Annotated in this window: 21 protein-coding genes; 9 read left to right on the forward strand and 12 right to left on the reverse strand. The window is 64.7% G+C overall.

Features of this window, described 5'->3' with window-relative positions; translation table 11 throughout:
• Nucleotides 1-98: 98 nt before the first annotated feature.
• The 3 genes from KUW17_RS05080 to KUW17_RS05090 all read left to right on the forward strand — a co-directional run bounded on the left by KUW17_RS05080 (nucleotide 99) and on the right by KUW17_RS05090 (nucleotide 2,592).
• On the forward strand, nucleotides 99-560 hold the full coding sequence (locus KUW17_RS05080; protein WP_222476478.1) for a c-type cytochrome: 462 nt from the start codon (nucleotides 99-101) through the stop codon (nucleotides 558-560).
• A 153-nt stretch (nucleotides 561-713) separates the two neighbouring features.
• Nucleotides 714-1,256: an isopentenyl-diphosphate Delta-isomerase gene (gene idi / locus KUW17_RS05085; protein ID WP_222476480.1), complete on the forward strand. Its 543-nt coding sequence runs from the start codon at nucleotides 714-716 to the stop codon at nucleotides 1,254-1,256.
• Between the two features lie 79 nt (nucleotides 1,257-1,335).
• Nucleotides 1,336-2,592: a flavin-dependent oxidoreductase gene (locus KUW17_RS05090; protein WP_222476481.1), complete on the forward strand. Its 1,257-nt coding sequence runs from the start codon at nucleotides 1,336-1,338 to the stop codon at nucleotides 2,590-2,592.
• A gap of 250 nt (nucleotides 2,593-2,842) precedes the next feature.
• Here the strand turns inward: KUW17_RS05090 and glpK are convergent, their stop codons facing one another.
• From glpK to panB, 3 genes are all read right to left on the reverse strand, one after another.
• Complete coding sequence (gene glpK / locus KUW17_RS05095) at nucleotides 2,843-4,333, reverse strand: glycerol kinase GlpK (protein ID WP_222476482.1); 1,491 nt, start codon at nucleotides 4,331-4,333, stop codon at nucleotides 2,843-2,845.
• Between the two features lie 232 nt (nucleotides 4,334-4,565).
• A complete protein-coding gene (gene panC / locus KUW17_RS05100) occupies nucleotides 4,566-5,420 on the reverse strand; it encodes a pantoate--beta-alanine ligase (protein ID WP_222476484.1) in 855 nt (284 codons plus the stop codon).
• Between the two features lie 8 nt (nucleotides 5,421-5,428).
• Nucleotides 5,429-6,274 carry a 3-methyl-2-oxobutanoate hydroxymethyltransferase gene (gene panB / locus KUW17_RS05105; RefSeq protein WP_222476485.1) on the reverse strand — a complete coding sequence of 282 codons (846 nt, stop codon included), beginning with the start codon at nucleotides 6,272-6,274 and terminating at the stop codon, nucleotides 5,429-5,431.
• Between the two features lie 165 nt (nucleotides 6,275-6,439).
• Here panB and KUW17_RS05110 point away from each other — a divergent pair, with 165 nt between their 5' ends.
• Nucleotides 6,440-7,918 (forward strand): ABC transporter substrate-binding protein, encoded by a 1,479-nt coding sequence (locus KUW17_RS05110; RefSeq protein WP_222476486.1) that lies wholly within the window; start codon nucleotides 6,440-6,442, stop codon nucleotides 7,916-7,918.
• A gap of 115 nt (nucleotides 7,919-8,033) precedes the next feature.
• Here the strand turns inward: KUW17_RS05110 and KUW17_RS05115 are convergent, their stop codons facing one another.
• The gene (locus KUW17_RS05115) at nucleotides 8,034-9,152 is read right to left on the reverse strand and encodes an acetoin utilization protein AcuC (RefSeq protein ID WP_222476487.1); all 1,119 of its coding nucleotides are present in this window, start codon (nucleotides 9,150-9,152) and stop codon (nucleotides 8,034-8,036) included.
• 173 nt (nucleotides 9,153-9,325) lie between these two features.
• Between KUW17_RS05115 and KUW17_RS05120 the strand changes: the two genes are divergently transcribed.
• The 4 genes from KUW17_RS05120 to KUW17_RS05135 are packed head-to-tail and all read left to right on the forward strand — an operon-like array spanning nucleotide 9,326 to nucleotide 14,133.
• Nucleotides 9,326-10,273: an ABC transporter permease gene (locus tag KUW17_RS05120; RefSeq protein ID WP_222476489.1), complete on the forward strand. Its 948-nt coding sequence runs from the start codon at nucleotides 9,326-9,328 to the stop codon at nucleotides 10,271-10,273.
• A complete protein-coding gene (locus KUW17_RS05125) occupies nucleotides 10,270-11,085 on the forward strand; it encodes an ABC transporter permease (protein ID WP_222476491.1) in 816 nt (271 codons plus the stop codon). Before KUW17_RS05120 ends, KUW17_RS05125 begins: the two co-directional genes overlap by 4 nt.
• Nucleotides 11,082-12,689: an ABC transporter ATP-binding protein gene (locus KUW17_RS05130; protein ID WP_222476493.1), complete on the forward strand. Its 1,608-nt coding sequence runs from the start codon at nucleotides 11,082-11,084 to the stop codon at nucleotides 12,687-12,689. The genes KUW17_RS05125 and KUW17_RS05130 overlap by 4 nt, the downstream gene beginning before the upstream one ends.
• The gene (locus tag KUW17_RS05135) at nucleotides 12,682-14,133 is read left to right on the forward strand and encodes an aldehyde dehydrogenase family protein (protein WP_222476495.1); all 1,452 of its coding nucleotides are present in this window, start codon (nucleotides 12,682-12,684) and stop codon (nucleotides 14,131-14,133) included. The genes KUW17_RS05130 and KUW17_RS05135 overlap by 8 nt, the downstream gene beginning before the upstream one ends.
• A gap of 80 nt (nucleotides 14,134-14,213) precedes the next feature.
• Here KUW17_RS05135 and pncB read toward each other — a convergent pair whose 3' ends face one another.
• The 3 genes from pncB to pncA all read right to left on the reverse strand — a co-directional run bounded on the left by pncB (nucleotide 14,214) and on the right by pncA (nucleotide 18,496).
• A complete protein-coding gene (gene pncB, locus KUW17_RS05140; protein ID WP_222476497.1) occupies nucleotides 14,214-15,503 on the reverse strand; it encodes a nicotinate phosphoribosyltransferase in 1,290 nt (429 codons plus the stop codon).
• A 62-nt stretch (nucleotides 15,504-15,565) separates the two neighbouring features.
• Entirely contained in the window at nucleotides 15,566-17,830 is a 2,265-nt protein-coding gene (locus KUW17_RS05145; protein ID WP_222476499.1) for a PAS domain-containing hybrid sensor histidine kinase/response regulator, read from the reverse strand.
• 69 nt (nucleotides 17,831-17,899) lie between these two features.
• Nucleotides 17,900-18,496 carry a bifunctional nicotinamidase/pyrazinamidase gene (pncA, locus tag KUW17_RS05150; RefSeq protein WP_222476501.1) on the reverse strand — a complete coding sequence of 199 codons (597 nt, stop codon included), beginning with the start codon at nucleotides 18,494-18,496 and terminating at the stop codon, nucleotides 17,900-17,902.
• Nucleotides 18,497-18,671: 175 nt separating this feature from the next.
• Between pncA and KUW17_RS05155 the strand changes: the two genes are divergently transcribed.
• Nucleotides 18,672-19,583 carry a rhodanese-related sulfurtransferase gene (locus tag KUW17_RS05155; RefSeq protein ID WP_222476504.1) on the forward strand — a complete coding sequence of 304 codons (912 nt, stop codon included), beginning with the start codon at nucleotides 18,672-18,674 and terminating at the stop codon, nucleotides 19,581-19,583.
• Nucleotides 19,584-19,663: 80 nt separating this feature from the next.
• Here the strand turns inward: KUW17_RS05155 and KUW17_RS05160 are convergent, their stop codons facing one another.
• From KUW17_RS05160 to napF, 5 genes are read right to left on the reverse strand one after another with little or no spacing between them, the layout of a single operon-like run.
• Nucleotides 19,664-20,332: a cytochrome c3 family protein gene (locus tag KUW17_RS05160; protein WP_222476505.1), complete on the reverse strand. Its 669-nt coding sequence runs from the start codon at nucleotides 20,330-20,332 to the stop codon at nucleotides 19,664-19,666.
• Nucleotides 20,332-20,802 (reverse strand): nitrate reductase cytochrome c-type subunit, encoded by a 471-nt coding sequence (locus KUW17_RS05165; protein WP_222476506.1) that lies wholly within the window; start codon nucleotides 20,800-20,802, stop codon nucleotides 20,332-20,334. Before KUW17_RS05165 ends, KUW17_RS05160 begins: the two co-directional genes overlap by 1 nt.
• 8 nt (nucleotides 20,803-20,810) lie before the next feature.
• On the reverse strand, nucleotides 20,811-23,309 hold the full coding sequence (gene napA / locus KUW17_RS05170) for a nitrate reductase catalytic subunit NapA (RefSeq protein WP_222476507.1): 2,499 nt from the start codon (nucleotides 23,307-23,309) through the stop codon (nucleotides 20,811-20,813).
• Entirely contained in the window at nucleotides 23,306-23,584 is a 279-nt protein-coding gene (locus KUW17_RS05175; RefSeq protein WP_222476508.1) for a chaperone NapD, read from the reverse strand. The genes napA and KUW17_RS05175 overlap by 4 nt, the downstream gene beginning before the upstream one ends.
• The gene (gene napF / locus KUW17_RS05180; RefSeq protein WP_222476509.1) at nucleotides 23,581-24,096 is read right to left on the reverse strand and encodes a ferredoxin-type protein NapF; all 516 of its coding nucleotides are present in this window, start codon (nucleotides 24,094-24,096) and stop codon (nucleotides 23,581-23,583) included. The genes KUW17_RS05175 and napF overlap by 4 nt, the downstream gene beginning before the upstream one ends.
• Between the last annotated feature and the right edge of the window lie 7 nt (nucleotides 24,097-24,103).

Raw genomic sequence — 24,103 nt, forward strand, 5'->3', positions numbered from 1 at the left:
CATCCTGCCGGAATTTGATGCGCGTCAAACTGCCGGTTGACACTGCGGGCTATTGGACCATGAGTCACACCTGCCAACCCAAACCTGGAGCAAGCAATATGAAACCTCTTTTGACCGCCGCTATTTTCGGCCTCCTCGCCACCCCCGCCCTTGCCGAAGGTGACCCGGCAGCTGGCGAGAAGGGGTTCAACAAATGCAAATCCTGCCACACTGTGGTTTCGGATAGCGGCGACGTGATCGTAAAAGGCGGCAAGACCGGCCCGAACCTGTGGGGCCTGGCCGGCCGCCAGGCAGGCACCGTTGAAGGCTTCAAATACGGTGACGACCTGGTCGCGGCGGGTGAAGCCGGCCTGGTCTGGGACGAAGAAAAGTTCGTCGCCTTCACCACTGATCCCAAGACCTTCCTGCAAGAGCAAACCGGCAACGCCAAAGCCAAATCGAAAATGTCCTTCCGCCTGAAGAAGGGCGGCGAGGATATCTTTGCCTTCCTGGCCAGCCACGGACCGGCACCGGTTGAAGGCGCCGCAGCTGAGGAAGGCGCAGAAGCCGCCACCGAATAAGCGCTGAAACCGGCAAAACCGGATTGGAAGCCGCGGCATTTTCGCCGCGGCTTTTCGCGTAATTGCTTTCCGTGCCGGCAATCGTTAGCGGTAGTTGCTATACCTGCCGGAATGCGGCAGGCCGCAGAACAAAAAAACCGTCACGGACACAGCATGAGCCACATGATCCCCGCCTGGGTGAACGGTGAACTGACCCCGGTCGACAAGCTGGCCGCGCATGAGCGCGGGCTGAAGCACAAGGCGGTTTCCGTCTTTGTGGTGAAGGGCGTGGAAATCCTGATGCAGCGGCGGGCGATGGGGAAATACCATACCCCCGGCCTGTGGGCGAACACCTGCTGCACCCATCCGAAATGGGATGAACAGCCCTCGGCCTGCGCAGTGCGAAGGATGAACGAGGAACTGGGGCTGACCGGCCTCTACCCCGAATTCCGCCACCACTTGGAATACCACGCCGATGTCGGCAACGGCCTGGTCGAACATGAAGCAGTGGATGTGTTCCTGGCCCACGCCCACCGGCCGCTGCGGATTGCCGCCAACCCGGATGAGGTGATGGAGACCCGCTGGGTCGATTACCACGACCTGCTGGCCGAGGTGAGCCGCCATCCCGAGCGCTTCACCCCGTGGCTGAAGATCTACCTGCACAACTACGCCGATGTGATCTTTGGGCCCGACCTGATCATCGCCGGGCGGCGCTGACCTCTTTATCTTCCCTGCCCGCTTGCCCCGCCCTGCACGCCGTGGTTATCTGCGCGCGCAAATAGGGAGTATGCTTATCATGTCCATCCTCATCGCCGGCGGCGGCATTGCCGGGCTGACCCTGGGGCTCACGCTGCATCAGATCGGGGTGCCGTTCCGCATCTTTGAAGCGGCACAGGAGCTGAAGCCGATGGGGGTTGGCATCAACCTGCAGCCCAACGCGGTCCGGGAGCTGTTCGATCTGAGGCTGGAGGCGGAACTGGACGCAATCGGCGTCAGGACCCGGCAGTTGGGGTTCTACAGCAAGCTGGGCAGAACGATCTGGGAGGAGCCGCGCGGCACCGGCGCGGGCTATGCCTGGCCGCAGTATTCGGTGCACCGGGGCGAATTGCAGATGATGCTCTACCGTGCGCTGGCAGAGCGTGCCGGTGCGGACTGCATCGAGACCGGCGCGCGGGCCGCGGGGTTTGAAAACACGGGCGATGGTGCCGCGCTGCTGCTGGCGGACGGGCGGCGGATCGAAGGCAGCCTGGTTATCGCGGCGGATGGCATCCACTCCGCCCTGCGCGCGCAGATGGTTCCGGATGAGGGGGCGCCCATCTGGAACGGCCGCATCCTGTGGCGGGCCACGACCCGGGCGCCCGCCTTCAAGGGCAGCGCGGCAATGGCGATGATCGGGCACGACCACCTGCGGCTGGTGGCCTACCCGATCTCACACCCGGATGGTGATGACCGCGTCATGATGAACTGGATTGCGGAAAAGAGCTTTGATCCCTCTGCCCCTTGGCGGAAGGAAGACTGGAACCGGCCTGCGGACATCCAGGATTTCCTGCCGGATTTCGAGGATTGGCAGTTTGATTGGATCGATGTGCCGGCCCTGATCCGCGGCGCGGAGGCGGTCTATGAATACCCGATGGTGGACCGCGATCCGCTGGCGCGCTGGACCCATGGCAACGTGACCCTGATGGGCGACGCCGCGCATCCGACCTACCCGGTGGGGTCAAACGGCGCCAGCCAGGCCATTGTGGACTCACGGGTGATCGGCGCCAAGCTGCTGGAGCACGGGGTCACATCCGCCGCGCTCAAGGCTTACGAGGCAGAGGTGCGCCCGGTCACAACGGCAGTGGGTCTCGCCAACCGCGCGGGCGGCGGGCCGGACGGGGTGCTGCAGCGGGTCGAGGATCTTTGCGGTGGAGACTTTGCAGACATCAGCGAGGTGATCCCGCAGGCGGAACTGGCCGCCCATGCTGCCAAGTACAAGTCGATTGCAGGCTTCTCCATCGAGGAGCTGAACGCCCGCCCCCCGACCATCCCGGCAGGCGCCCGCATCAGCTGAGGCACGCCCGCACCCATGTGCGGGTCAAGGACGGCGCAGCCGCCGTGCCGCAGGCACGGTTTATCCTTGAGGCGCACATGGGCGCGAACACGCTCGAAACGGCGCATGGAAGGGCAGACCTGCCTTTCCATCGCTTCTCAGCAAAAAGAAAACGCCGCGCAAAGCGCGGCGCCACGCCCAACTGTGCGGCCCATTCTGTGAATGGGCAGGAGCAGGCGGGAGTGCCTTGCCCTGCCCTATTTCACAGAGGTCAGACTCCGATCACCGCCTGCACCGCGCGCTGCCAGCGCCCGTAGGCCGCCTCGCGCGCGGCGGGCTGCATCAGCGGCACGAACTGGCGGTCGAGCTTCCAGGTGTCGGCAAAGCCGGTTTGATCCGGATAGATCCCGGCCCGCATCCCCGCCAGCCAGGCAGCGCCCAGTGCGGTGGTTTCCTGCATCACCGGGCGGTCGACGGCAGCACCTAGAAGGTCCGACAGGCTCTGCATCGTCCAGTCGCTGGCGCTCATGCCGCCATCGACGCGCAGGGTCACGGTGTGGTGGCTGTCATCCTCCCAGTCGGCGCGCATCGCCTCATAGAGATCGCGGGTCTGGTAGGCGACGCTTTGCAGCGCGGCGCGGGCAAACTCCGCCGGGCCGGAGTTGCGGGTGAGGCCGAACATGCCACCGCGGCACTCCGGCTCCCAATAGGGCGCGCCGAGGCCCGTGAAGGCGGGCACCAGGATCACGTCCTGGCCCGGGTCGGCGCGCAGGGCCAGTTCGCCCGATTCCGACGCCTGCTCGATGATCCCCAGCCCGTCGCGCAGCCATTGCACCGCGGCACCGGCGATGAAGATCGAGCCTTCCAGCGCATAGGTCGGCTTGCCGTCCAGCTGATAGGCGATGGTGGTCAGCATCCGGTTCTTGGACACCACCGGCTCATCCCCGGTGTTCAGCAGCGCAAAGCAACCCGTTCCGTAGGTGGACTTCATCATCCCCGGCTGGAAACAGGCCTGGCCGATGGTTGCGGCCTGCTGATCGCCGGCCACGCCCAGAATCGGAATCGCACCGCCCAGAATTTCCGGATCGGTGGTGCCGAAATCGGCAGCGCTGTCCTTCACCTCCGGCAGCATCTGCTGCGGCACATCCAGAAGGTCGCTGATGGTGCGGCTCCAGCGGCCCTTGCGGATGTCATACATCAGCGTGCGCGCGGCGTTGGTGGCGTCGGTCACATGGGAGGCGCCGCCGGTCAGGCGCCAGATCAGGAAGCTGTCCACGGTGCCGAACAGAAGATCGCCTGCCGCCGCCCGCTCCCGTGCGCCGGGAACGGTGTCGAGGATCCATTTCACCTTGGTGCCGGAGAAATAGGGATCCAGCAGCAGCCCGGTGCGGTCCGCCACCATCTCTGCATGGCCCGCCTTGCGCAGATCCTCGCAGATGGCGGCGGTACGGCGGTCTTGCCAGACGATGGCGTTGTGGATCGCCTTGCCGCTGGATTTGTCCCAGACCACGGTGGTTTCGCGCTGGTTGGTGATGCCGATACCCGCGATATCCGCGGCAGAGACATCCAGATCCGCCATCACCTTGCGGCAGACCGCAACCGTGGTTTCCCAGATCTCCTCCGGGTCATGCTCCACCCAGCCCGCCTGCGGGTAATGCTGGGTGAACTCCTGCTGCGCGGTGCCCGCGACCTGCATACCTGCATCAAACAGGATTGCCCGGGTCGACGTGGTGCCCTGATCAATTGCCAGAATATAGGTCATCGGCTGCCCTCCAGTCTCCTCTGACCGGGGACAATAAACGCAAAGGTGCTACCGCTACCAGCCCCTACTAAAAATTTAGTTGATGAACCTCCGAAAACCGCAACACCTCTGCCTGGAGGCACCGCTGGGCGGCGCCCGCCCCTCCCCACGGGAGGGCGCTTCGCACCCACCCAGGGTCAGTCGCCGCCCTTGGTTAAGGTATGCAGACCTGGCTGCGGGTAAGCCTTCAGAATTATTTTTGCGGCACGTCGATATTGTCGATCAGGCGGATGCCATCCATCCAGGCCGCGGCCAGCAGGCGGGCGGGACGGGAGGGGGTGTCCAGCGCCTCCAGCGTTTCGGCGCAGCGCAGGTCGAAGTATTCCACATCGCCGAACCCCGCCTCTGCCAGCGCCTGGCGCGCGGCGGCTTCCAGCGGCGCCCAGGGCTTACCTGCGGATGCCTTGACGGCGGCCTCGCGCATGGCCGCATTGAGGGCCGCGGCCTTGGCCAACGCGTCCGGTGAAAGGCGCAGGTTGCGCGAGGACATGGCGAGGCCCGAGGCCTCCCGCACCGTCGGGCAGCCGATCACCTCAATCGGGATGTCCAGATCGCGGGCCATGCGGGTCACCACCATCAGCTGCTGGTAATCCTTCTGGCCGAAGAACGCCTTGTCCGCGCTGGTCTGCAGGAACAGCTTGGCGACCACTGTTGCGACGCCATCGAAATGGCCGGGCCGGAAGGGGCCTTCCATCACCGCTGTGATGCTGCCGCTGACGGAGACATTAGTGGCATAGCCGTCCGGGTAGATCTGGTCCGGGTCCGGGACATAAATCAAGTCGACGCCGTAGGGGGCGAGCTTTTCCGCGTCCTCGTTTTCGGTGCGCGGGTAGTTCGCCAGATCCTCCGGGTTGTTGAACTGCTTGGGGTTCACGAAGATGGTCACGATCACCCGGTCGCAGGCCGCCTTGGCGGCTTCCACCAGCGACAAGTGGCCTGCGTGCAGCGCGCCCATGGTGGGAACAAGGCCGATGGTTTCACCAGAACGGCGCCATTCACCCGTCTTGGCACGCAGGTCGCCTAAGCGGCGCAGGATTGGAGCGGTCATGTCGGCAGTCATCCTTTGGAAGACGTCTTGGACGCAGGCGCCTGGTCGGCAAAGACATGCTCTGCCGCGGGGAAGCTGCGGGCGCGCACTTCGGCGGTGTATTCGGCGATGCCGGCCTCTGCCAGCGGGCCAAGATCGGCGTAGCGTTTGACGAATTTCGGCTTGAAGGCGGTGAAGAAGCCCAGCATGTCATCGACCACCAGGATCTGCCCGTCGCAGCCGGCGCTGGCACCGATGCCGATGGTGGGAATCGCAACTTCGGCGGTGATCTTGTCGGCCAGTTTCTGCGGCACCTTTTCCAGCACCACGGAAAACGCCCCGGCCTCGGCCACCGCACGGGCATCCGCCAGCACCGCATCAGCCTGCGCATCGCGGCCCTGCACCTTGTAGCCACCCAGGGTGTTGATCGACTGCGGTGTGAGGCCGATGTGGGCCATTACCGGAATGCCGCGCTTGACCAGGAAGCGGATCGTTTCTGCCATCTCGACGCCGCCTTCCAGCTTGACCGCGGCGCAGCCGGTTTCCGCCATCAGCCGGGCGGCGTTGCGGAATGCCTGCTGCGGGCCTTCTTCGTAGGAGCCGAAGGGCATGTCGATGACCAGCATCGCGCGCTCAAGACCGCGCGCGACCGCCTGGCCGTGCATGATCATCATCTCCATGGTGACGCCCAGAGTGGAGGTCAGCCCGTGCAGCACCATGCCGACGCTGTCGCCGACCAGCACGAAGTCGCAGTGCTTGTCCATCAGCCGCGCCATTGGCGTGGTGTAGGCCGTCAGGCTCACCAAAGGGGTGCCGCCCTTGCGGGCACGGATATCTTCGGCGTTGGGCGCCTGTTTCTTGGCTGTCGCGCTCATGGCTGTCCTGTTCGCGGTTCGGATGGCGCACGGATTACCAATTAACGCCGCGTGCTTCCAGTGCGCGAAATGTCCCGTGGTCTTGATTACGTTCGGGAAACAGGGAAACTCGTTTCCAATGGGCGCCATTTTCAGGCCCGTTTATTGCAAACAGGGAGTTTTCCGATGGGTTTTAAATCCTTTGTTTTTGCCGCCAGTTCCGCGCTGGCCCTGATGGCGGGCGGCGCCTGGGCCAAGGACAGCGTCACCATCGGCCTGCAGCTGGAGCCGCCGCACCTGGACCCGACCAGCGCCGCGGCGCAGGCCATCGACTCGGTGGTGTACAGCAACATCTTCGAGGGGCTGACCCGCTTCATGGGCGATGGGTCGGTGGTGCCGGGGCTGGCAGAAAGCTGGGAAATATCCGGGGACGGCACCATCTATACGTTCAAGTTGCGTGAGGGCGTCACCTTTCACGACGGCAGCACGATGGATGCGGAGGACGTGAAATTCTCGCTCGACCGCGCGCGGGCAGAGGACAGCACAAACGCGCAGAAGGCGCTGTTCGAGGGGATTACTGCAGTCGAAGCGGTGGACCCGCAGACCGTGCAGATCACGCTGGAGGCGCCGCAGGGCAGCCTGCTGTTCAACCTCGCCTGGGGCGATGCGGTGATCGTGGCGCCGGAGAGCATTGAAAGCATCAAGACCAATCCGGTCGGCACTGGCGCCTATACGTTCCAGGAGTGGGTGCAGGGCGACCGTATCACGCTGGCGCGCAATCCGGACTACTGGGGCGAACAGCCTGCGCTGACCTCGGCCACCTTCAAGTTCATCTCTGACCCGACCGCAGCCTTTGCCGCGATGATGGCAGAGGACATCGACGCCTTTGACAATTTCCCGGCGCCGGAAAACCTGCCCCAGTTTGATGCCGATCCGCGGTTCCAGGTGCTGGTCGGCTCGACCGAGGGCGAGACCATCCTGTCCACCAACAACAAGCAGCCGCCGTTCGACGACATCCGGGTGCGGCAGGCGATGGCCCATGCCATCGACCGGCAGGCGATCATCGATGGCGCCATGTTCGGCTATGGCACCCCGATCGGCACGCATTTCGCACCGCACAATCCGGCCTACAAAGACTTGACCGGCAAATCAGCCTATGACCCGGATCAGGCCAAGGCGCTGCTGGCAGAGGCCGGGTTCCCGGACGGGTTCGAGACCACCCTGCACCTGCCGCCGCCCTCCTATGCGCGGCGCGGCGGCGAAATCGTTGCCGCACAGCTGGCCGCCGTGGGGATCAAGGCTGAGATCATCAACGTCGAATGGGCGCAATGGCTGGAGAGCGTGTTCCGCGGCAAGAGCTTTGGCCTGACCATCATCAGCCATACCGAGCCGATGGACATCGGCATCTATGCGCGGCCCGAGTATTACTTCCAGTATGACAGCAAACCGTTCCAGGAGCTGATGGCCAAGCTGACCGCCACCACTGATGCGGACGCCCGCGCCGCGATCCTGCAGAAGGCGCAGGAGATGATTTCGGCGGATTACGTGAACGGCTACCTGTTCCAGCTGGCCAAGCTGGGGGTGGCAAAGGCCGGGCTGCAGGGGTTGTGGGAGAACGCACCGACAGCGGCCATCGACCTCAGCGCGCTCAGCTGGACGGAGTAAAGTTCGATCCCTGTCGCGCAGGGCAGTGCCCGGCCCGGCGGGGTGGGAAGCGAAGCGCCCGCCCCGTGGGAGGCGGGACGGGCGCTGCCCGCCCTGCGGCCAGGCGGAACCAGGTTCAAAGCCCCCGTCTTTTCCGCAAATAATCCACCCTCTCCCGGATTTCCCGCCGCACCTCGCCGCCGCGCGGCTGGTCCCTGAGGGTGGTGAACCAATGCTCCGGCGGGTTGCGGCCCAGCCGGTTGCCGTTGAACGCCAGCCCGCGCAGCACCGCTTCGCCCGCAGCAGGCAGGCGGTCCGGCACCTCATACCCGTTCAGCGTGGCCCACACCCCGGTCCAGAGCCGCCCGACCGACCACGGGTTGTAACCGCCGCCGCCCAGCACCAGATAGCGCGGCGCCATCCCCATCAGTGCCCGCACCACCGCCCAATGGGCGTTGTTCGACAGGTCCAGATGCGGCAGCGGGTCTTCGGTGACGGCATCCGCCCCGCATTGCAGCACGATCGCATCCGGCTGAAACGCCTCGACCGCCGGCAGGATCAGCGCGTCGCGGATATGCGCCATCTCGTCATCGTTGAAGCCGCGCGGCACCGGCAGGTTCAGCGCTGATCCGCCCGCGTCATCGGTTAGCCTGCCGGTCTTGGGCCAGAGGTTCTCCTCGTGCACCGAGATCATCAGCACATCCGCGTCGCCGGCAAAGCCGTGCTCCACCCCGTCGGCGTGATGGGCGTCAATGTCCACATAGGCGATCCGCCGGACGCCGTGATGGCGCAGCGACAGCATCGCCAGGACAGGATCGTTCAGATAGCAGAAGCCGTTGGCGCGGTCCGGCATCCCGTGATGAGTGCCGCCCGCCGGGTTGTAGATGATGCCGCCATCCGCCAACAGCTCGCCCGCCAGGATCGAACCGCCCGCGGCGGTGGCCGGGCGGCGGAAGATTTCCGGAAACACCGGATTGGAGAGGGTGCCGAGATGATGCCTTGCGCGCACCGCCGCGCTTACTTCCTGCGCTGCCTCCGCCGCCTGCAATGCTGCCACGAATTCGGGCGTGTGCCAGACAGTCAGCGCCGCAGGCCTGGCCCGGGGCGAATTTACATAGACCGCGTCCGGCAGCCAGCCCAGCGCGCAGGACAGGTCCATCACGGTCGAAACCCGCGGCACCCGCAAGGGATGGGTGCGGCCATATGAGGAGCCGCGGTAGATTTCCGATCCGATGAAAAGGGGGCGGGACAGCATGGTACAGTGATAGCTGGTTTCCGCCCGCTGCCAAAGTGCCTGCCGAGTGTCTTTGGCCTCTTACCGGCCGAACTGCGCACAACCTCTTGACGCTGCGCATTTTTACCGCCCGCGCTTCGTTTCCTTCCGCCGCCCTCTGGACCCGGCTGCCGCGCGCTCCTAACGTGGCATCCATGCTGCGTTATGCCCTGAAACGCCTGTTGTCGCTGTTCCTCAGCCTGGCCGTTGCCTCGCTGGTGATCTTCCTCGTGGTGGAGGTGGCGCCGGGCGATCCGGCCTCCTTCATGCTGGGCGTCAATGCGCAGCCCGATACAATTGCCGCGCTGCGGGCGGAGCTGGGATTGGATCAGGGCAAGCTGGCCCGTTACCTGACGTGGGCCGCAGGGATGCTCAGCGGCGATTTCGGCACCTCCTACACCTACCGCACGCCGGTCGCCGGGATGATCGCGGACCGGCTGTGGGTGTCGCTGCCGCTGGCGCTTTACGCGCTGACACTGTCGACGCTGATTGCCTTTCCGGCCGGCATCTACGCCGCCGCCCGCCGCGGCAAACCGGGTGATATGGCGGTGATGGGCGCCACCCAGCTGGGCGTTGCGGTGCCGAACTTCTGGTTTGCGATGATGCTGGTCCTGATCTTTGCCATCAACCTGCGCTGGTTCGGCGCCGGCGGGTTTCCGGGTTGGGACGCGGGTCTGCTGAGCGGCCTCCATGCGCTCACCCTGCCTGCCATCGCGCTGGCGCTGCCGCAGGCGGCGATCCTGACCCGGGTCATGCGCTCCGCCCTCCTGGACATCCTGGGCGAGGATTTCATGCGCACTGCCCGCGCCAAGGGGCTGACACGCCGTCAGGCGCTGTGGCGGCACGGGGTGCGCAACGCCCTGATCCCGGTGCTGACCATCATCGGGCTGCAGTTTTCCTTCCTGCTGGCAGGCGCCATCATCATCGAGCAGGTGTTCTACCTGCCTGGCCTCGGGCGGCTGGTGTTCCAGGCGATCTCCTCGCGTGATCTGATCGTGGTGGAGTCGGTGGTAATGCTCTTGGTCTTTGCCGTCATAACGGTGAATTTCCTGGTCGATCTCGCCTATGCGCTGGTCGACCCGCGGCTAAGGAGCCGGACATGACCCGCAACCTGATCCTTGGCACAGCGCTGTCCTCGATGGTGCTGCTGGCGGCGGCGGTGTCGTTCCTTTGGACGCCGTTTGACCACGCGGCGATGAACATCCCGGCCAAGCTGCAGACACCCAATGCGCAGCACTGGCTGGGCACCGATCATTTCGGCCGCGACCTCATGTCGATGATCATGGTCGGCGCCCGCACCTCCATCGCCGTAGCGCTGGTGGCGGTTGGCATCGGCATGGGCGCGGGCGTGCCGCTGGGGCTGGCGGCGGCCGCGCGCAAGGGATCCTGGCTGGATGAATTGATCATGCGCGGCAATGACCTGGTCTTTGCCTTCCCGTCGCTAGTGATCGCCATCCTGATCACCGCCGTGCTGGGCGCCGGGGCGGTCAACGCCATCATCGCCATCGGCATCTTCAACATCCCGGTGTTTGCCCGCATCACCCGCGGCGCGGCGCTGTCCCTGTGGGAGCGCGAATTCATCCTGGCCGCGCGGGTTGCGGGCAAGGGCGCGGCGCGGATCTCGGCCGAGCATATCCTGCCCAATGTGATGAACCTCCTGATCGTGCAGGGCACCATCCAGTTTTCGCTCGGCATCCTGGCGGAGGCGGGCCTCAGCTACGTCGGCCTCGGTGCGCAGCCGCCCACCCCCAGCTGGGGGCGGATGCTGGCAGATGCGCAGACCATGGTCAGCTTTGCCCCGCATCTGGCGCTGGTGCCGGGCATGGCCATCATCCTGACCGTGCTGGGACTGAACCTGCTGGGCGACGGCTTACGCGATTATCTGGACCCGAAGCTGAGGGTGGCGCGCGCATGACCTTGTTGGATGTCACCAGCCTGTCAGTCAGCATCGGCGCCTTTCAGGTGCTGAAGGACGTGTCCTTTCACGTGGATCCGGGCGAGATTGTTGCCGTCACCGGCGAGAGCGGCTCCGGCAAGTCGATGACCGCACTCGCCATCATGCAGCTGCTGCCGGAACTGGCGGAGGCCCGCGGCTATATCACCCTGGACGGCACCCAGCTGCTGGAGCAGCCCGAGGACCGCATGTGCGCCATCCGCGGCCAGTCCATCGGCATGGTGTTCCAGGAACCGATGACCGCGCTCAATCCGGTGAAAACCATTGGCGCGCAGGTGATGGAAACCATTCTGATCCACAAGGCAATGCCGCGCGAGAAGGCCGAGGCCCGCGCCCGCGAGGTGCTGGAGCGGGTCGGGCTGCCTCAGGACCGCTTTCCGCTGTCGCGCTATCCGCATGAGCTGTCGGGCGGCCAGCGCCAGCGGGTGGTGATTGCCATGGCCATCGCCCTGCGTCCGAAACTGCTGATCGCGGATGAGCCGACCACGGCGCTGGATGTGACCACCCAGGCGCAGATCCTGGCGCTGCTGCAGGACCTGGTGCAGGACTATGGCATGGGCCTTCTGATCATCACCCACGACCTGGCGGTTGTGGCGGATCTGGCAGACCGGATCGTCGTCATGCGCCATGGCGAGGTGGTGGAAACCGGCCACACCGGCTGGCTGCTCCGGAACATGCGCCATCCCTACACGCGGATGCTGTTTGCGGCCTCCAGCCATCAGGTGGCGCTGCCGGACCCGCCTGCGCCGACGCCGCTCTTGGAGGTCCGGAACGCTGTGCGCGACTACAGAACCCCGCGCGAATCGCTGTTTGCAAAACCTGGCAGTTTCCGCGCCGTGAACAATGTCTCCTTCACCCTGAACCGCGGCGAACGGCTGGGGCTGGTGGGTGAGTCGGGTTGCGGAAAATCGACCCTAACAAGGGCGATTCTAGGGCTGGAGCCGCTGCAAGGCGGGGAGATTCGTCTGGATGGCCAGCCTGTGACGACTCAGCTTGAACCGGCGATTCGCCGAAAAATTCAAGTGGTGTTCCAGGACCCCTACGGCAGCTTCAACCCGCGCCACCGCGTGGAGCGGCTGATCACCGAACCGTTCCATACGCTGCCCGATCCGCCCGCCGGGGCGGCGCGCAGGGATCTGATTGCCGAGACACTCTCCGCAGTCGGGCTAAAGCCGGAGGATGCCGGTAAATACATTCACCAGTTCTCCGGCGGCCAGCGCCAGCGTATCGCCATCGCCCGCGCCCTGATCACACGGCCGGAGCTGATCATCTTCGACGAAGCGGTCTCTGCGCTCGACGTCTCCGTCCGCGCCCGTATCCTCGGCCTGCTGGCGGAGCTGTGCGGGGCCTATTCGCTCACCTATCTGTTCATCAGCCACGACCTGAGCGTGGTGCGCACGATCACCGACCGCTGCCTGGTGATGAAACAGGGCAAGATCGTCGAGCAGGGCGAAACCGAAGCCGTGTTCAGCGATCCCCAGCACCCCTACACCCGCCAGTTGATCGCCGCAGCGCCGGTGCTGCCCGATCTCAATGGCCTCGAAAGGAACCCCCAGCATGTCTGATCCCCTCTGGTTCGATCCCGCGCTTTGCCTGATTGGCGGCAAGTGGCTGCCCGCAGCCAGCGGCGGCACGCTGCCGCTGGTGAACCCCTCCGACGGCAGCGAGATCTGCCAGATCGCCCGCGGCGGCGCAGCGGATGTCGAGGCCGCCGTGCTGGAAGCACAGGCGGCGCTGGACGGCGAATGGGGCCGAATGACTGCGCTGGAGCGGGGCCGCATCCTGACCCGGATCGGCCAGTTCGTGCTGGAGCGGGTGGAGCTGCTGGCCACGACCGAGGCGATGGACGTGGGCAAACCGCTGACCCAGGCGCGGGCCGACGCGGTGGCGCTGGCGCGCTACTGCGAGTTCTACGGCGGCGCGGCAGACAAGGTGATGGGGGAGACCATCCCCTATCTCGATGGCTACACCGTCTATACCCTGCGCGAGCCGCATGGGGTGACGGGGCATATCGTGCCCTGGAACTACCCGATGCAGATCATCGGCCGCTCAGTCGGGGCCGCGCTGGCGATGGGCAATGCCTGCGTGCTGAAACCCGCGGAGGAGGCCTGCCTGACGGCGCTGGCCTTTGCCCATATCGCCATGGAGGCCGGGCTGCCTGCGGGGGCCTTGAACGTGGTGCCGGGCCTGGGGGCTGAGGCCGGCGCGGCGCTGGCCGGGCATCCCGGTGTGCATCACATCTCCTTCACCGGGTCGGTCCGGACCGGCGCGCTGGTGCAGCAGGCAGCGGGCGCCAATGTGGTGCCGGTGACGCTGGAGCTGGGCGGTAAGTCCCCGCAGCTGGTGTTTAACGATGCCGACCTGGACGCTGCGCTGCCGTTTCTGGTGAACGCGGGCATCCAGAACGCGGGCCAGACCTGTTCTGCCTCCTCGCGCATTCTGGTGCAGCGCGGGATTTACGAGGACGTGAAGGCGCGGATGGCAGCGGCCTATGGCGCGCTGACGGTTGGGCCGGCAGCAGAGGACCTGCGGGTCGGGCCGCTGATTTCCAGCCGCCAAAAGCAGATTGTCGAGGACTATCTGAATCAAGGCGCGGACCTGCCGGTTGCGGCGCAGGGGTCCATCGTGGAGCACGCGCCAGAATGCGGCGCCTATGTGCGCCCCACCCTGTTTGCGGATGTGCCGGAGGATCACGTGCTGGCGCGTGAAGAAATCTTTGGCCCGGTGCAGGTGCTGATCCCGTTCGACACCGAAGAAGACGCGCTGCGGATCGCCAATGCCACGGACTATGGCCTTGTCGCCAGCGTCTGGACCCGCGACGGCGCGCGGCAGATGCGGCTGGCAAAACGGCTGCGGGCGGGCCAGGTGTTCCTCAACAACTACGGTGCCGGCGGCGGGGTGGAGCTGCCTTTCGGCGGGGTCGGGAAATCCGGCCACGGGCGGGAGAAAGGCTTTGAGGCGCTTTACGGTTTCTCGCAGCTGAAAACTGTGGCGGCGCATCACGGCTAAGCGCGCGCCTCTTTCACCTTTCCAAAATACTCCGGGGGTGAGGCCGCCAGGCCGAGGGGGCGGCGCCCCCTCTTCCGCTCTCAGACGATTACCGCCTGCCGCTCCTGCCTGCCGACGCCGAACACCCGCTTGTAGCGTTCGATTTCATCTGCCGGACCCATCGCCTTTTCCGGGTTGTCCGACAGTTTCACCGTGGGACGCCCGTTGGCTGCAACCGCCTTGCAGACCAGCGAGAACGGCGCCAGCGCGTCATCCGGCACCAGCTTGCGGAAGTCGTTGGTCAAGAGTGTGCCCCAGCCGAAGGAAACCTTGGTGCGGTCCGAGAATTGCGCGTGCAGGTCCTGGATCTGCTGCACGTCCAACCCATCGGAGAAGATCACCCGTTTCTCAGCCGGGTCCTCGCCGCGCGCCTTCCACCAGTTGATCGCCACCTCGGCGCCCTTGACCGGATCGCCGCTGTCGATGCGGATGCCGGTCCAGCCCGCCAGCCAGTCCGGCGCGCGGTCCAGGAACCCCTGGGTGCCGTAGGTGTCGGGCAGGATGATGCGCAGGTTGCCCTCGTGCTCGTCATGCCAGTCGGACAGAACGTCATAGGGGGCCTGGGCCAGTTCCGCGTCGCTGTCTGCCAGCGCCGAATAAACCATCGGCAGTTCGTGGGCGTTGGTGCCGATCGCCTCCACCTCGCGGCGCATGGCGATGAGGCAGTTGGAGGTGCCGGTGAATTTCTCGCCCAGGCCCTCGATCATCGCCTGCACGCACCAGTCCTGCCACAGGAAGGAATGGCGGCGGCGGGTGCCGAAATCGGCGATGGTCAGGTCCTCCACCTCGCGCAGGCGCTCGATCTTTTCCCAGACGCGGGTCATGGCGCGGGCGTAAAGCACTTGCAGCTCGAACCGGCCCATCTGGTCCAGCACCGCGCGGCTGCGCAGCTCCATCAGCACCGCAAGGGCGGGGATTTCCCACAGCATCACCTCGTGCCATTTACCCTCGAAGGTCAGCTCGTACTGATCACCCTTGCGCTCCAGGTGGTAGGGCGGCAGGCGCAGCCCCTCGAACCACTCCATGAAATCCGGGCGGAACATCTGCCGCTTGCCATAGAAGGTATTGCCGCGCAGCCAGGTGCTTTCACCGCGGCTGAGAGACAGCGAGCGGATGTGGTCCAGCTGTTCGCGCAGCTCCCCCTCGTCAATGAGCCGGGCCAGCGGCACATGCGCCGACCTGTTGATCAGCGAGAAGGTCACGGTGGTGTCCGGCTTGTTGCGGAACACCGACTGGCACATCAGAAGCTTGTAGAAATCAGTATCGATGAGCGACCGGATAATCGGGTCGATCTTCCATTTGTGATTGTAGACGCGGGTTGCAATATCCACCGGCGGCCTCGTGCATAGGGGTCATTGATTGATAGGACAGCCCGCCACCCGGGGCAAGGACATCAGCCCGCGCGGCGGCTGAGCGCCTGCGGCGCCAATTGGCCCAGCAGCGCCAGCAGCTTGGGCTTGCTGATCGGTTTGCTCATGAATTCGTCCATGCCGGCCGCCAGGCAGGCCTTGCGGTCGGAGTCGAAGGCATTGGCGGTCAGGGCGACGATGGCGGGCTGCGGGCGTGCAAGGGCGCGGATGGACCGGGTCGCCTCCAGCCCGTCCATGTCCGGCATCGACATGTCCATCAGGATGATATCCGGGGCAAACGCCTCGAACTGGGCCACCGCCTCGCGGCCGTCTTTGGCAAAGGCCAGCTCCACCGGGGCCGATTGCAGGAATTTTTCGACCAGCAGCCGGTTGACGGCGTTGTCCTCGGCCACCAGCACCCGCAGCCCGTCCAAAGCGGCCGTGCCGTCCGCCGGCGGCGGGTCTGCCTGCGGTGCGGCGGTGTCCTCCTGCGGCGGCAGCAAATGCAGCCGCACCGCGAAGCAGGACCCGAGGCCCAGCTCGGAGGACACCGCTATGCTGCCGCCCATCGCCTCTGCCAGGCGGCGGGAAATGGCCAGCCCCAGCCCGGTGCCGCCAAAGCGGCGGCTGATCGCGGCATCGGCTTGGGAGAACCGCTCGAACACGCCGTCCAGCTTGTCCTCGGCGATGCCGATCCCGGTGTCCGTCACGGTGAAGGTCAGGTCGGTCCCGTCCCCTGCCGGTTCGCTGTCCACCGCGACGGCCACGCTGCCCTGATCGGTGAACTTGATCGCGTTGCCCGCCAGGTTCATCAGAATCTGCCGGATCCGGCGGTCATCCCCCCGCAACAGGCCGGGCAGGCTGCTGCTGATCTCCAGCGAAAGTTTCAGCCCCTTTGCCTCTGCCTGGGACTGCAGCAGCCGGATGGTGCTTTCGAAACAGGCGCGGGGATCAAAGTTGACAGGGCTGAGGGTGAACTCCTCGGCATCCATCTTGGAAAAGTCCAGGACATCATTGATCAGGGCCAGCAGCATGTCGGCGGAACTGAGGATCGTATCGGCATAAAGTTCCTGCTCCTTGCCGAGGTCGCTGTCACGCAATAGCTGCGCCATGCCGATCACGCCATTCATCGGGGTGCGGATTTCATGGCTCATCGTCGCCAGGAAATCCGCCTTGGCGCGGGCGCCCTCCTCAGCCGCGATGCGTGCCTGCTCCAGTTGCTGGGCATGTTCCTTGGCGGCGGTGATGTCGCGTTCGACGGCGATCAGGGTTTCCAGCCTGCCCTCGCTGTCCACCATCGGCACCTGGCTGGTTTCGATCCAGACCAGTTGACCGTCCTTGCGCCGGTTGCGGATTTCCACCCGGACCGGGCGGGCGTAGCGGACGCTGTCCTGCAGTTGCCGGACGGTTTCCGGATCGGTCTCGCCGCTGTTCAGAAGATCGCCGGGCAGCCGGCCCAGCGCTTCGCCGAAGGAATAGCCGGTGATGCGGGTGAAACTGTCGTTCACCCAGGTGATCCGCCCCTCCCGGTCCATCAGCATCACGCTGTCGTTGGCATTTTCGGCAACCAGCGCCAGGCGCCGGGCCTCCTTCCGCTGCTCCTGAAGACGGGTGTTTGCCGCCTCCAGCTCCTGCTGCTGGGTGGCGGTGGCAAGATTGTACTGGCGGGTATTTTCAAACGAACGGCGGCCGTAGCCGGCAAGCCATATCATGTAGCCAAACAGAATCAGGAAGCCTACGGCATGCAGCTGCCATTCGGTAGTGACCCCGCCGCCATCTGCCAGATCGTGCCACAGCATGATAGCAGGCACGGTGCAGAAAAATGCCATCCAGATTAGCGAAGCGGCCCGGTGAAACGGCAAGGTGATCGCCGCATTCATCGCAATGCCCGACATGAAAGCGATGGAGAACAACAGGTCGAGGTGATGCGCGGTATGCACCTCCGCCTTCATTACAGGCCAATACGGAAGCGTGGCGCACATGCTAATTCCCGCGCCATAGATGGCGGCAGAAAAACTGCTGAGAAGGCGCATCCGCTGTTCCGGAACGCCCCTGGCGGCCATTGCCGGAAGCTGCCGGAGGCAGAGGCTGTCGATGATGTCGCCGGCCATTGCCGCCAGAAACGCAAGCGCCGCAAGCCGCATGTCCGTTGCCAGGCCCAGCAGAAGGCACGCCCCAAGGACAAACGCCTGGCGCGGCCAGAAGGTTTTGCAGCGCCCCCTGGCATAGCGCATCATCAGCTCTTGCGAGCTGTATTTCCTTTCATAGCTGGCTAACGGGCCGGTAGCCGGCCCTTCTGCTAAAGTCATCATCCAGCCTTGCTGCCAGGACACCCCGCCAAGGTTAATATGATTGTGTTAATATTTGGAAACCTCAACTCAAGATTGCAAATCGACCCCCGCCTCCTTCATCTGTGAGAGCGCCGTCTGAAGCGAGCCCTCCAGGTCGATTGCGCGGCAGGCGGCGAGATCCACTGTTACCGCAAAGCCCAACCGAGCCGCGTCCAGCGCCGTGAAGGCTACGCAGAAATCCGTGGCCAGGCCGGCCAGCGTGAGATCCATGATGCCGCGGCTGCGCAGGTATCCCTCCAGCCCGGTGGGCGTGGTCCGGTCGTTCTCGAAGAAGCCGGAATAGCTGTCGATCCCTGCGCGGAACCCCTTGCGGATGATCAGGTCGCCATCGGTGCGCAGATCCTTGTGAAAGGCCGCCCCTTCGGTGCCCTGCACACAGTGGTCCGGCCACAGCACCTGGGTGCCATAGGGCATTTCCACGGTCTCGAACGGCGCCTTGCCCGGATGCGCGGAGGCAAAGGAGTAATGCCCCGCCGGATGCCAGTCCTGGGTCAGGATCACGGTGTCGAACCGCTCCATCATCGCGTTTACGGGGGCAACCACCTCATCCCCTCCGGGCACGGCCAGCGCGCCTCCGGGGCAGAAATCATTCTGTACATCGACAACAATCAGGGCTTGGGACACGGGCTGCTCCTATTGTGGCTTATACAATATGTAGCGGTGCCGTCCGGTCTTGGGAACTCCTGCTGGGTTCGGGGTCGTAGTCCGCAATAAAAAGTGCATTCAGGGCACAGCTTTCCAAGCCTGTGCAGCAGGGCTTTTGCTTGAAATACGCGCGCCTTGGTTCTATGGGCGGGCCATGTACACGATTGCCGCCCTCTATCACTTCACCCGTTTCCCCAATCCCGCCGCGGTCAGGCCGGCGCTCTTGGACCTGTGCCAGGCACAGGGCGTCAAAGGCTCTTTGCTGCTGGCGCAGGAGGGGATCAATGGCACCATCGCCGGCCCGCGGGCAGGCATCGACGCAGTGCTCGCCCATATCAAGGCGCTGCCCGGTTGCGCCGGTCTGGAATGGAAGGAGGCCACCGCAGCCGAGCCGCCGTTCGGCAAGATGAAGGTGCGGCTGAAGAAAGAGATCGTGACCATGGGCCAGCCGGATGTGGATCCGCTGGCCTCTGTCGGGCATTACGTCGAGCCCGAGGACTGGAACGACCTGATCCGGCAGGACGATGTGGTGCTGATCGACACCCGCAACGATTACGAGGTGGCGATAGGCACCTTCGAGGGCGCGATCGACCCCAAGACAGAAAGCTTCCGCGACTTCCCCGCCTGGTGGGAGGAGAACAAGGACCGCTTCCACAACAAGCGGGTTGCGATGTTCTGCACCGGCGGCATCCGCTGCGAGAAGTCGACCAACTACCTGCTGGGCCAGGGCGTGGAGGATGTCTATCACCTGAAGGGCGGCATCCTGCGCTACCTGGAGGAAATGCCCGCCGAGGACAGCACCTGGGAAGGCGAATGCTTTGTCTTCGACAACCGTGTGTCAGTCGGCCACGGGCTGGTCGAAGGCCCGCATGAGCTGTGCCACGGTTGCCGCCGCCCGATCCTGTCGGAAGACAAGGAACGGCCCGAGTTCGAGCAGGGCGTCAGCTGCCACCTGTGCATCGATCAGACCTCGGAAGAGGACAAGGCGCGGTTCCGCGAGCGGCAGAAGCAGATGAAGCTGGCCCGCGAGCGCGGTGAGGATCACCTGGGCAGCATCCCGCTGTAAGATCCGCGTGAAACAGACACTAAAAAGGCCGCTGCCCATCGGGACAGCGGCCTTTTCTTGTTTTTGAAGGGCAGGCAGCGTCAGTTGCTGCTCAGGCCCAGGTAGCTGCGGGTGCTGGCCAGCAGGCCCTCGCCGTGGGCCGGCGCCAGCAGGCCCGCGTGATCTTCGCCTTCGGCTGCGGCCATGTCGGGCAGCTGGTGGGCGATGCCCTTGTGGCAGTTGATGCAGGTTTTCTCGCCGGTGAACAGGAAGCGCTCATGCGCGTCCGCTGCCCGCTTGGACTGGCGGGTGATGTCCATCGACTCGTCCGAGTGGCAGTTGCGGCACTCCAGCGAGTCGTTCGCCTCAAGCCGCGCCCATTCGTGCTGCGCCAGTTCCAGCCGGTGCTCCAGGAATTTCTCCCGCGTGTTGATGGTGCCGAAGATCTTGCCCCAAACCTCCTTGGAGGCCTGCATCTTGCGGGCGATCTTGTTGGTCCAGTTGTGCGGCACGTGGCAGTCCGGGCAGGACGCGCGGACGCCGGAGCGGTTGGAATAGTGGATCGTCGGCTTCAGCTCCTCGAACACGTTGTCGCGCATTTCGTGGCAGCTGGTGCAGAAGGCCTCGGTGTTGGTCACTTCAAGCGCGGTGTTGAAACCGCCCCAGAAGATGATCCCCATAACGAAGCCGCCCATGGTCAGGAAGCCGAGCGAGAAATAGGCGCTGGGTCGCCTGATGATCCACCAGAGCCGTTTCAGGAAACCAAACATCAGTCCGCCCCGCCCTGCTTTGCCTTCACGTAATCGATCACCTTGTCGACATCGACGAACTCATTCTCCACCAGCGGCCGGGCGTTGGTCTGCACCACGTGGCACTGGTTGCAGAAATAGCGCCGCGGGCTGACCGCGCCGAGGGTCTGGCCCTCGCGGTTCATGAAGTGGGTGACCGAGATCATCGGCGCTTGGCTGACCTCCACGGCCGTGCGGCTGTGGCAGGTCAGGCATTTGTTGGAGTTCAGATCGACCTGGTAGTTGTCGGTCTTGTGCGGGATCAGCGGCGGCTGGTCCGGGTAGTTGCGCACCTGGCGGATGTCGGTGTTGACAACGCCGGGGATCTGGGTGGCTTCACCCTGCTCGCCCAGCGGCGCGGTGTTGCGCAGCGTGGCGACCTGGTTCTGGGCGAAAGCTGCCGAGGCCAGCAGGATCGGTGCGGCCAGGATGGCGAGACGGAGATGTTTCATGACGGGCCTCACACTGCTTCGATACGGACTGCGCATTTTTTGAAGTCCGTCTGTTTCGAGATCGGATCGGTGGCATCCAGCGTGACCTTGTTGATCAGCCGGCGCGCATCGAACCAGGGCACAAAGACCAAGCCTTTGGGTGGCTTATTGCGGCCGCGGGTTTCGATCCGGGTGCGGATTTCGCCGCGCCGCGAGATCACCCGCACCTCGGTGCCGCGCCGGAAGCCCTGCTCCTTGGCGTCGTCCGGGTGCATGTAGCAGAGCGCATCCGGGATCGCCTGGTACAGTTCCGGCACCCGCTGGGTCATCGAGCCGGAGTGCCAGTGCTCCAGCACTCGGCCGGTGGCCAGCCACATCGGGTATTCCTCATCCGGGCTTTCCGCCGGCGGCTCGTAGGGCAGCGCAAAGATTACTGCCTTGCCGTCGGGCTTGCCGTAGAATTCGAAATCCGAGCCCGGCTTAACATAGGGGTCGTAGCCTTCTTTGAAGCGCCACTGGGTTTCCTTGCCGTCCACAACCGGCCAGCGCAGGCCGCGCACCTCGTGGTAGGTGTCGAAGGGCGCTAGGTCGTGCGCCTTGCCGCGGCCGAACTCGGCATATTCCTCAAACAGGCCCTTCTGGATGTAGAAGCCGAAGTCCTCGGATTCGTGGTTGCCGTATTCCTTGGCCTTATCGCTCAGCTCGTACTGGTCGACCTTGCCGTTGGCGAACAGCACCTCGAACAGGGTCTTACCCTTGTAGTCCGGATTGGCGTCCAGGATCTCCGCCGGCCAAACCTCGTCAGTGGTGAAGCGCTTGGAGAATTCCGCCAGCTGCCACAGGTCGGATTTGGATTCACCCGGCGCGTTGACCAGCTGATACCAGAACTGGGTGCGGCGCTCGGCGTTGCCGTAGGCACCTTCCTTTTCCACCCACATGGCGGCGGGCAGGATCAGGTCGGCGGCTTCTGCCGTCACCGTCGGGTAGGCGTCCGACACCACGATGAAGTTGTCGGGGTTGCGGTAGCCCGGCAGCCCTTCCTCCATCATGTTGGGGGCGGCCTGCATGTTGTTATTTACCTGCACCCAGTAGCAGTTGATCTTGCCGTCCTTCAGGTCGCGGTTCTGCTTCACCGCGTGGGCGCCGACCCAGCCGGGCACGGTGCCTTCGGGCAGCTTCCAGATCTTTTCGGCATAGGCGCGGTGTTCCGGGTTCTTGACCACCATGTCGGCAGGCAGACGGTGGGCAAAGGTGCCAACTTCGCGGGCGGTGCCGCAGGCCGAGGGCTGGCCGGTCAGCGAGAACGGCGAGTTGCCGGGGGTGGAGATTTTTCCGGTCAGCAGGTGGATGTTGTAGATCATGTTGTTGACCCAGACACCGCGGGTGTGCTGGTTCACGCCCATGGTCCAAAGCGACATCACCTTGGTATCCGGATCGGCGTAAAGCTTGGCGATCTTCTCCAGCGTCTCTGCCGGAACACCGGACATTTCCGCTGCTTTTTCAAGCGTGTATTCGGAAACGAACTCGGCAAATTCCTCAAACGTCATATCCGAGGCGCCGCCGGCCTTGTCCGCGTTCTCGGCCATCTGCTCCAGCGGATGCTCCGGACGCAGGCCATAGCCGATGTCCTGGTTACCGCGCTTGAAGTTGACGTGCTTGGACACGAAATCCTCGTTCACCGCGCCGTTCTGGATGATGTAGTTGGCGATGTAGTTCAGCATCACCAGGTCGGTGTGCGGGGTGAACACCGCCGGGATATCGGCCAGATCGAAGCTGCGGTGGGTGAAGGTCGACAGCACTGCCACCTTGACATGCGGGTGGCTGAAGCGGCGGTCAGTAATGCGGGTCCACAGGATCGGGTGCATCTCTGCCATGTTCGAGCCCCACAGCACGAAGGCGTCGGCGTTCTCGAAGTCGTCATAGCAGCCCATCGGCTCGTCGATGCCAAAGGTGCGCATGAAGCCGCCCACGGCCGAGGCCATGCAGTGGCGCGCGTTCGGGTCGATGTTGTTGGAGCGGAAGCCCGCCTTCATCAGCTTGGAGGCCGCATAGCCTTCCCAGACGGTCCACTGGCCGGAGCCGAACATGCCGATGCCTTCGGGGCCTTTCTCGGCCAGGGTTTTCTTCCACTTCTCGGCCATGATGTCGAAGGCCTCATCCCAGCTGACCGGGGTGAATTCGCCGTTCTTGTCATATTCGCCGTTGGTCTTGCGCAGCAGCGGCGTGGTCAGGCGGTCGGCGCCATACATGATCTTCGACAGGAAGTAGCCCTTGACGCAGTTCAGGCCGCGGTTGACCTCGGCCTGGGTGTCGCCGTGGGTGGCGACCACGCGGCCAGCCTTGGTGGCGACCATGATCGAGCAGCCGGTGCCGCAGAATCGGCAGGCCGCCTTGGACCATTTCAGTTCGGTCACATTTGCGTCTGTGACAAGGTTCTGCGCGGCCGCGGGGATCGGCAGGCCGGCGGCAAGGGCCGCGGCTGCAGCTGCCTGCGCCTTGATGGCGTCACGGCGGGTAAGTCCGGTCATTGGGGGACTCCTTCTTCAATGGCGAGGTCCTGCGCATCGCAGGTTTGATGGAAGACAAGCGCCGCGCTGGCGACGCCGTCGAGAAGCTGAATTTTGGCGAGCGCGTCACCGATGGCCCGGTCGCTGTCCGCTTCGAACAGCACGACGATCTTGCCCGAGGGGTCGGTTTGCGAAATCTCGGCGCGCGGCATGGATTTGATTTCGGCCAGAACGGCCTCCATCTGCGCCGGGTTGCTGCGCACCAGCAGGCTGGAGATATGGATTTCTTCTGTCACGCAGGCATCCTTTGCTGGCGGGGGTCGCTGATCGCGATGGCGTTGCTGGGGCAGGTGGACAGGCAAGCGCCGCAGCCGGTGCAGGCGTCGGCGTCCACCTGGATGGCGCCGACCGGGCGGACCGACAGGTCCATCCGCAGGGCGCGCGGGTCGCAGATGTCAGTGCACAGCTGGCAGGCGATGCCAGCCGCATTCAGGCAGCTGCCGGTGATCTCCACCGTCACCGGCCAGGGCGCAGGCAGTTCCAGATCGAACACCGGCTCCGGGCAGGCTTCGGCGCAGGCGGCGCAGAAGGTGCATTCGCCGCCCCGGAAACTGATCCGCGGGCGGTTGCGGCTGTCGAATTCGATGATGTTTTCCGGGCAGGCCTCCACGCAGGCATTGCAGCTGGTGCAATGGGCCTGCACCCGGGCCTCATCCGTCCAGGGCGGGCGGAATTCCGGATCCGGGCGGGACACCCTTCCGGTCAGGAAGGCGCGCCGCGAAGGGGCTGTGCTGGCATGTGCTGGCATCGGACTG

It is taken from the genome of Leisingera aquaemixtae, from assembly GCF_019801145.1.
GTDB classification, from domain to species: domain Bacteria; phylum Pseudomonadota; class Alphaproteobacteria; order Rhodobacterales; family Rhodobacteraceae; genus Leisingera; species Leisingera aquaemixtae_A.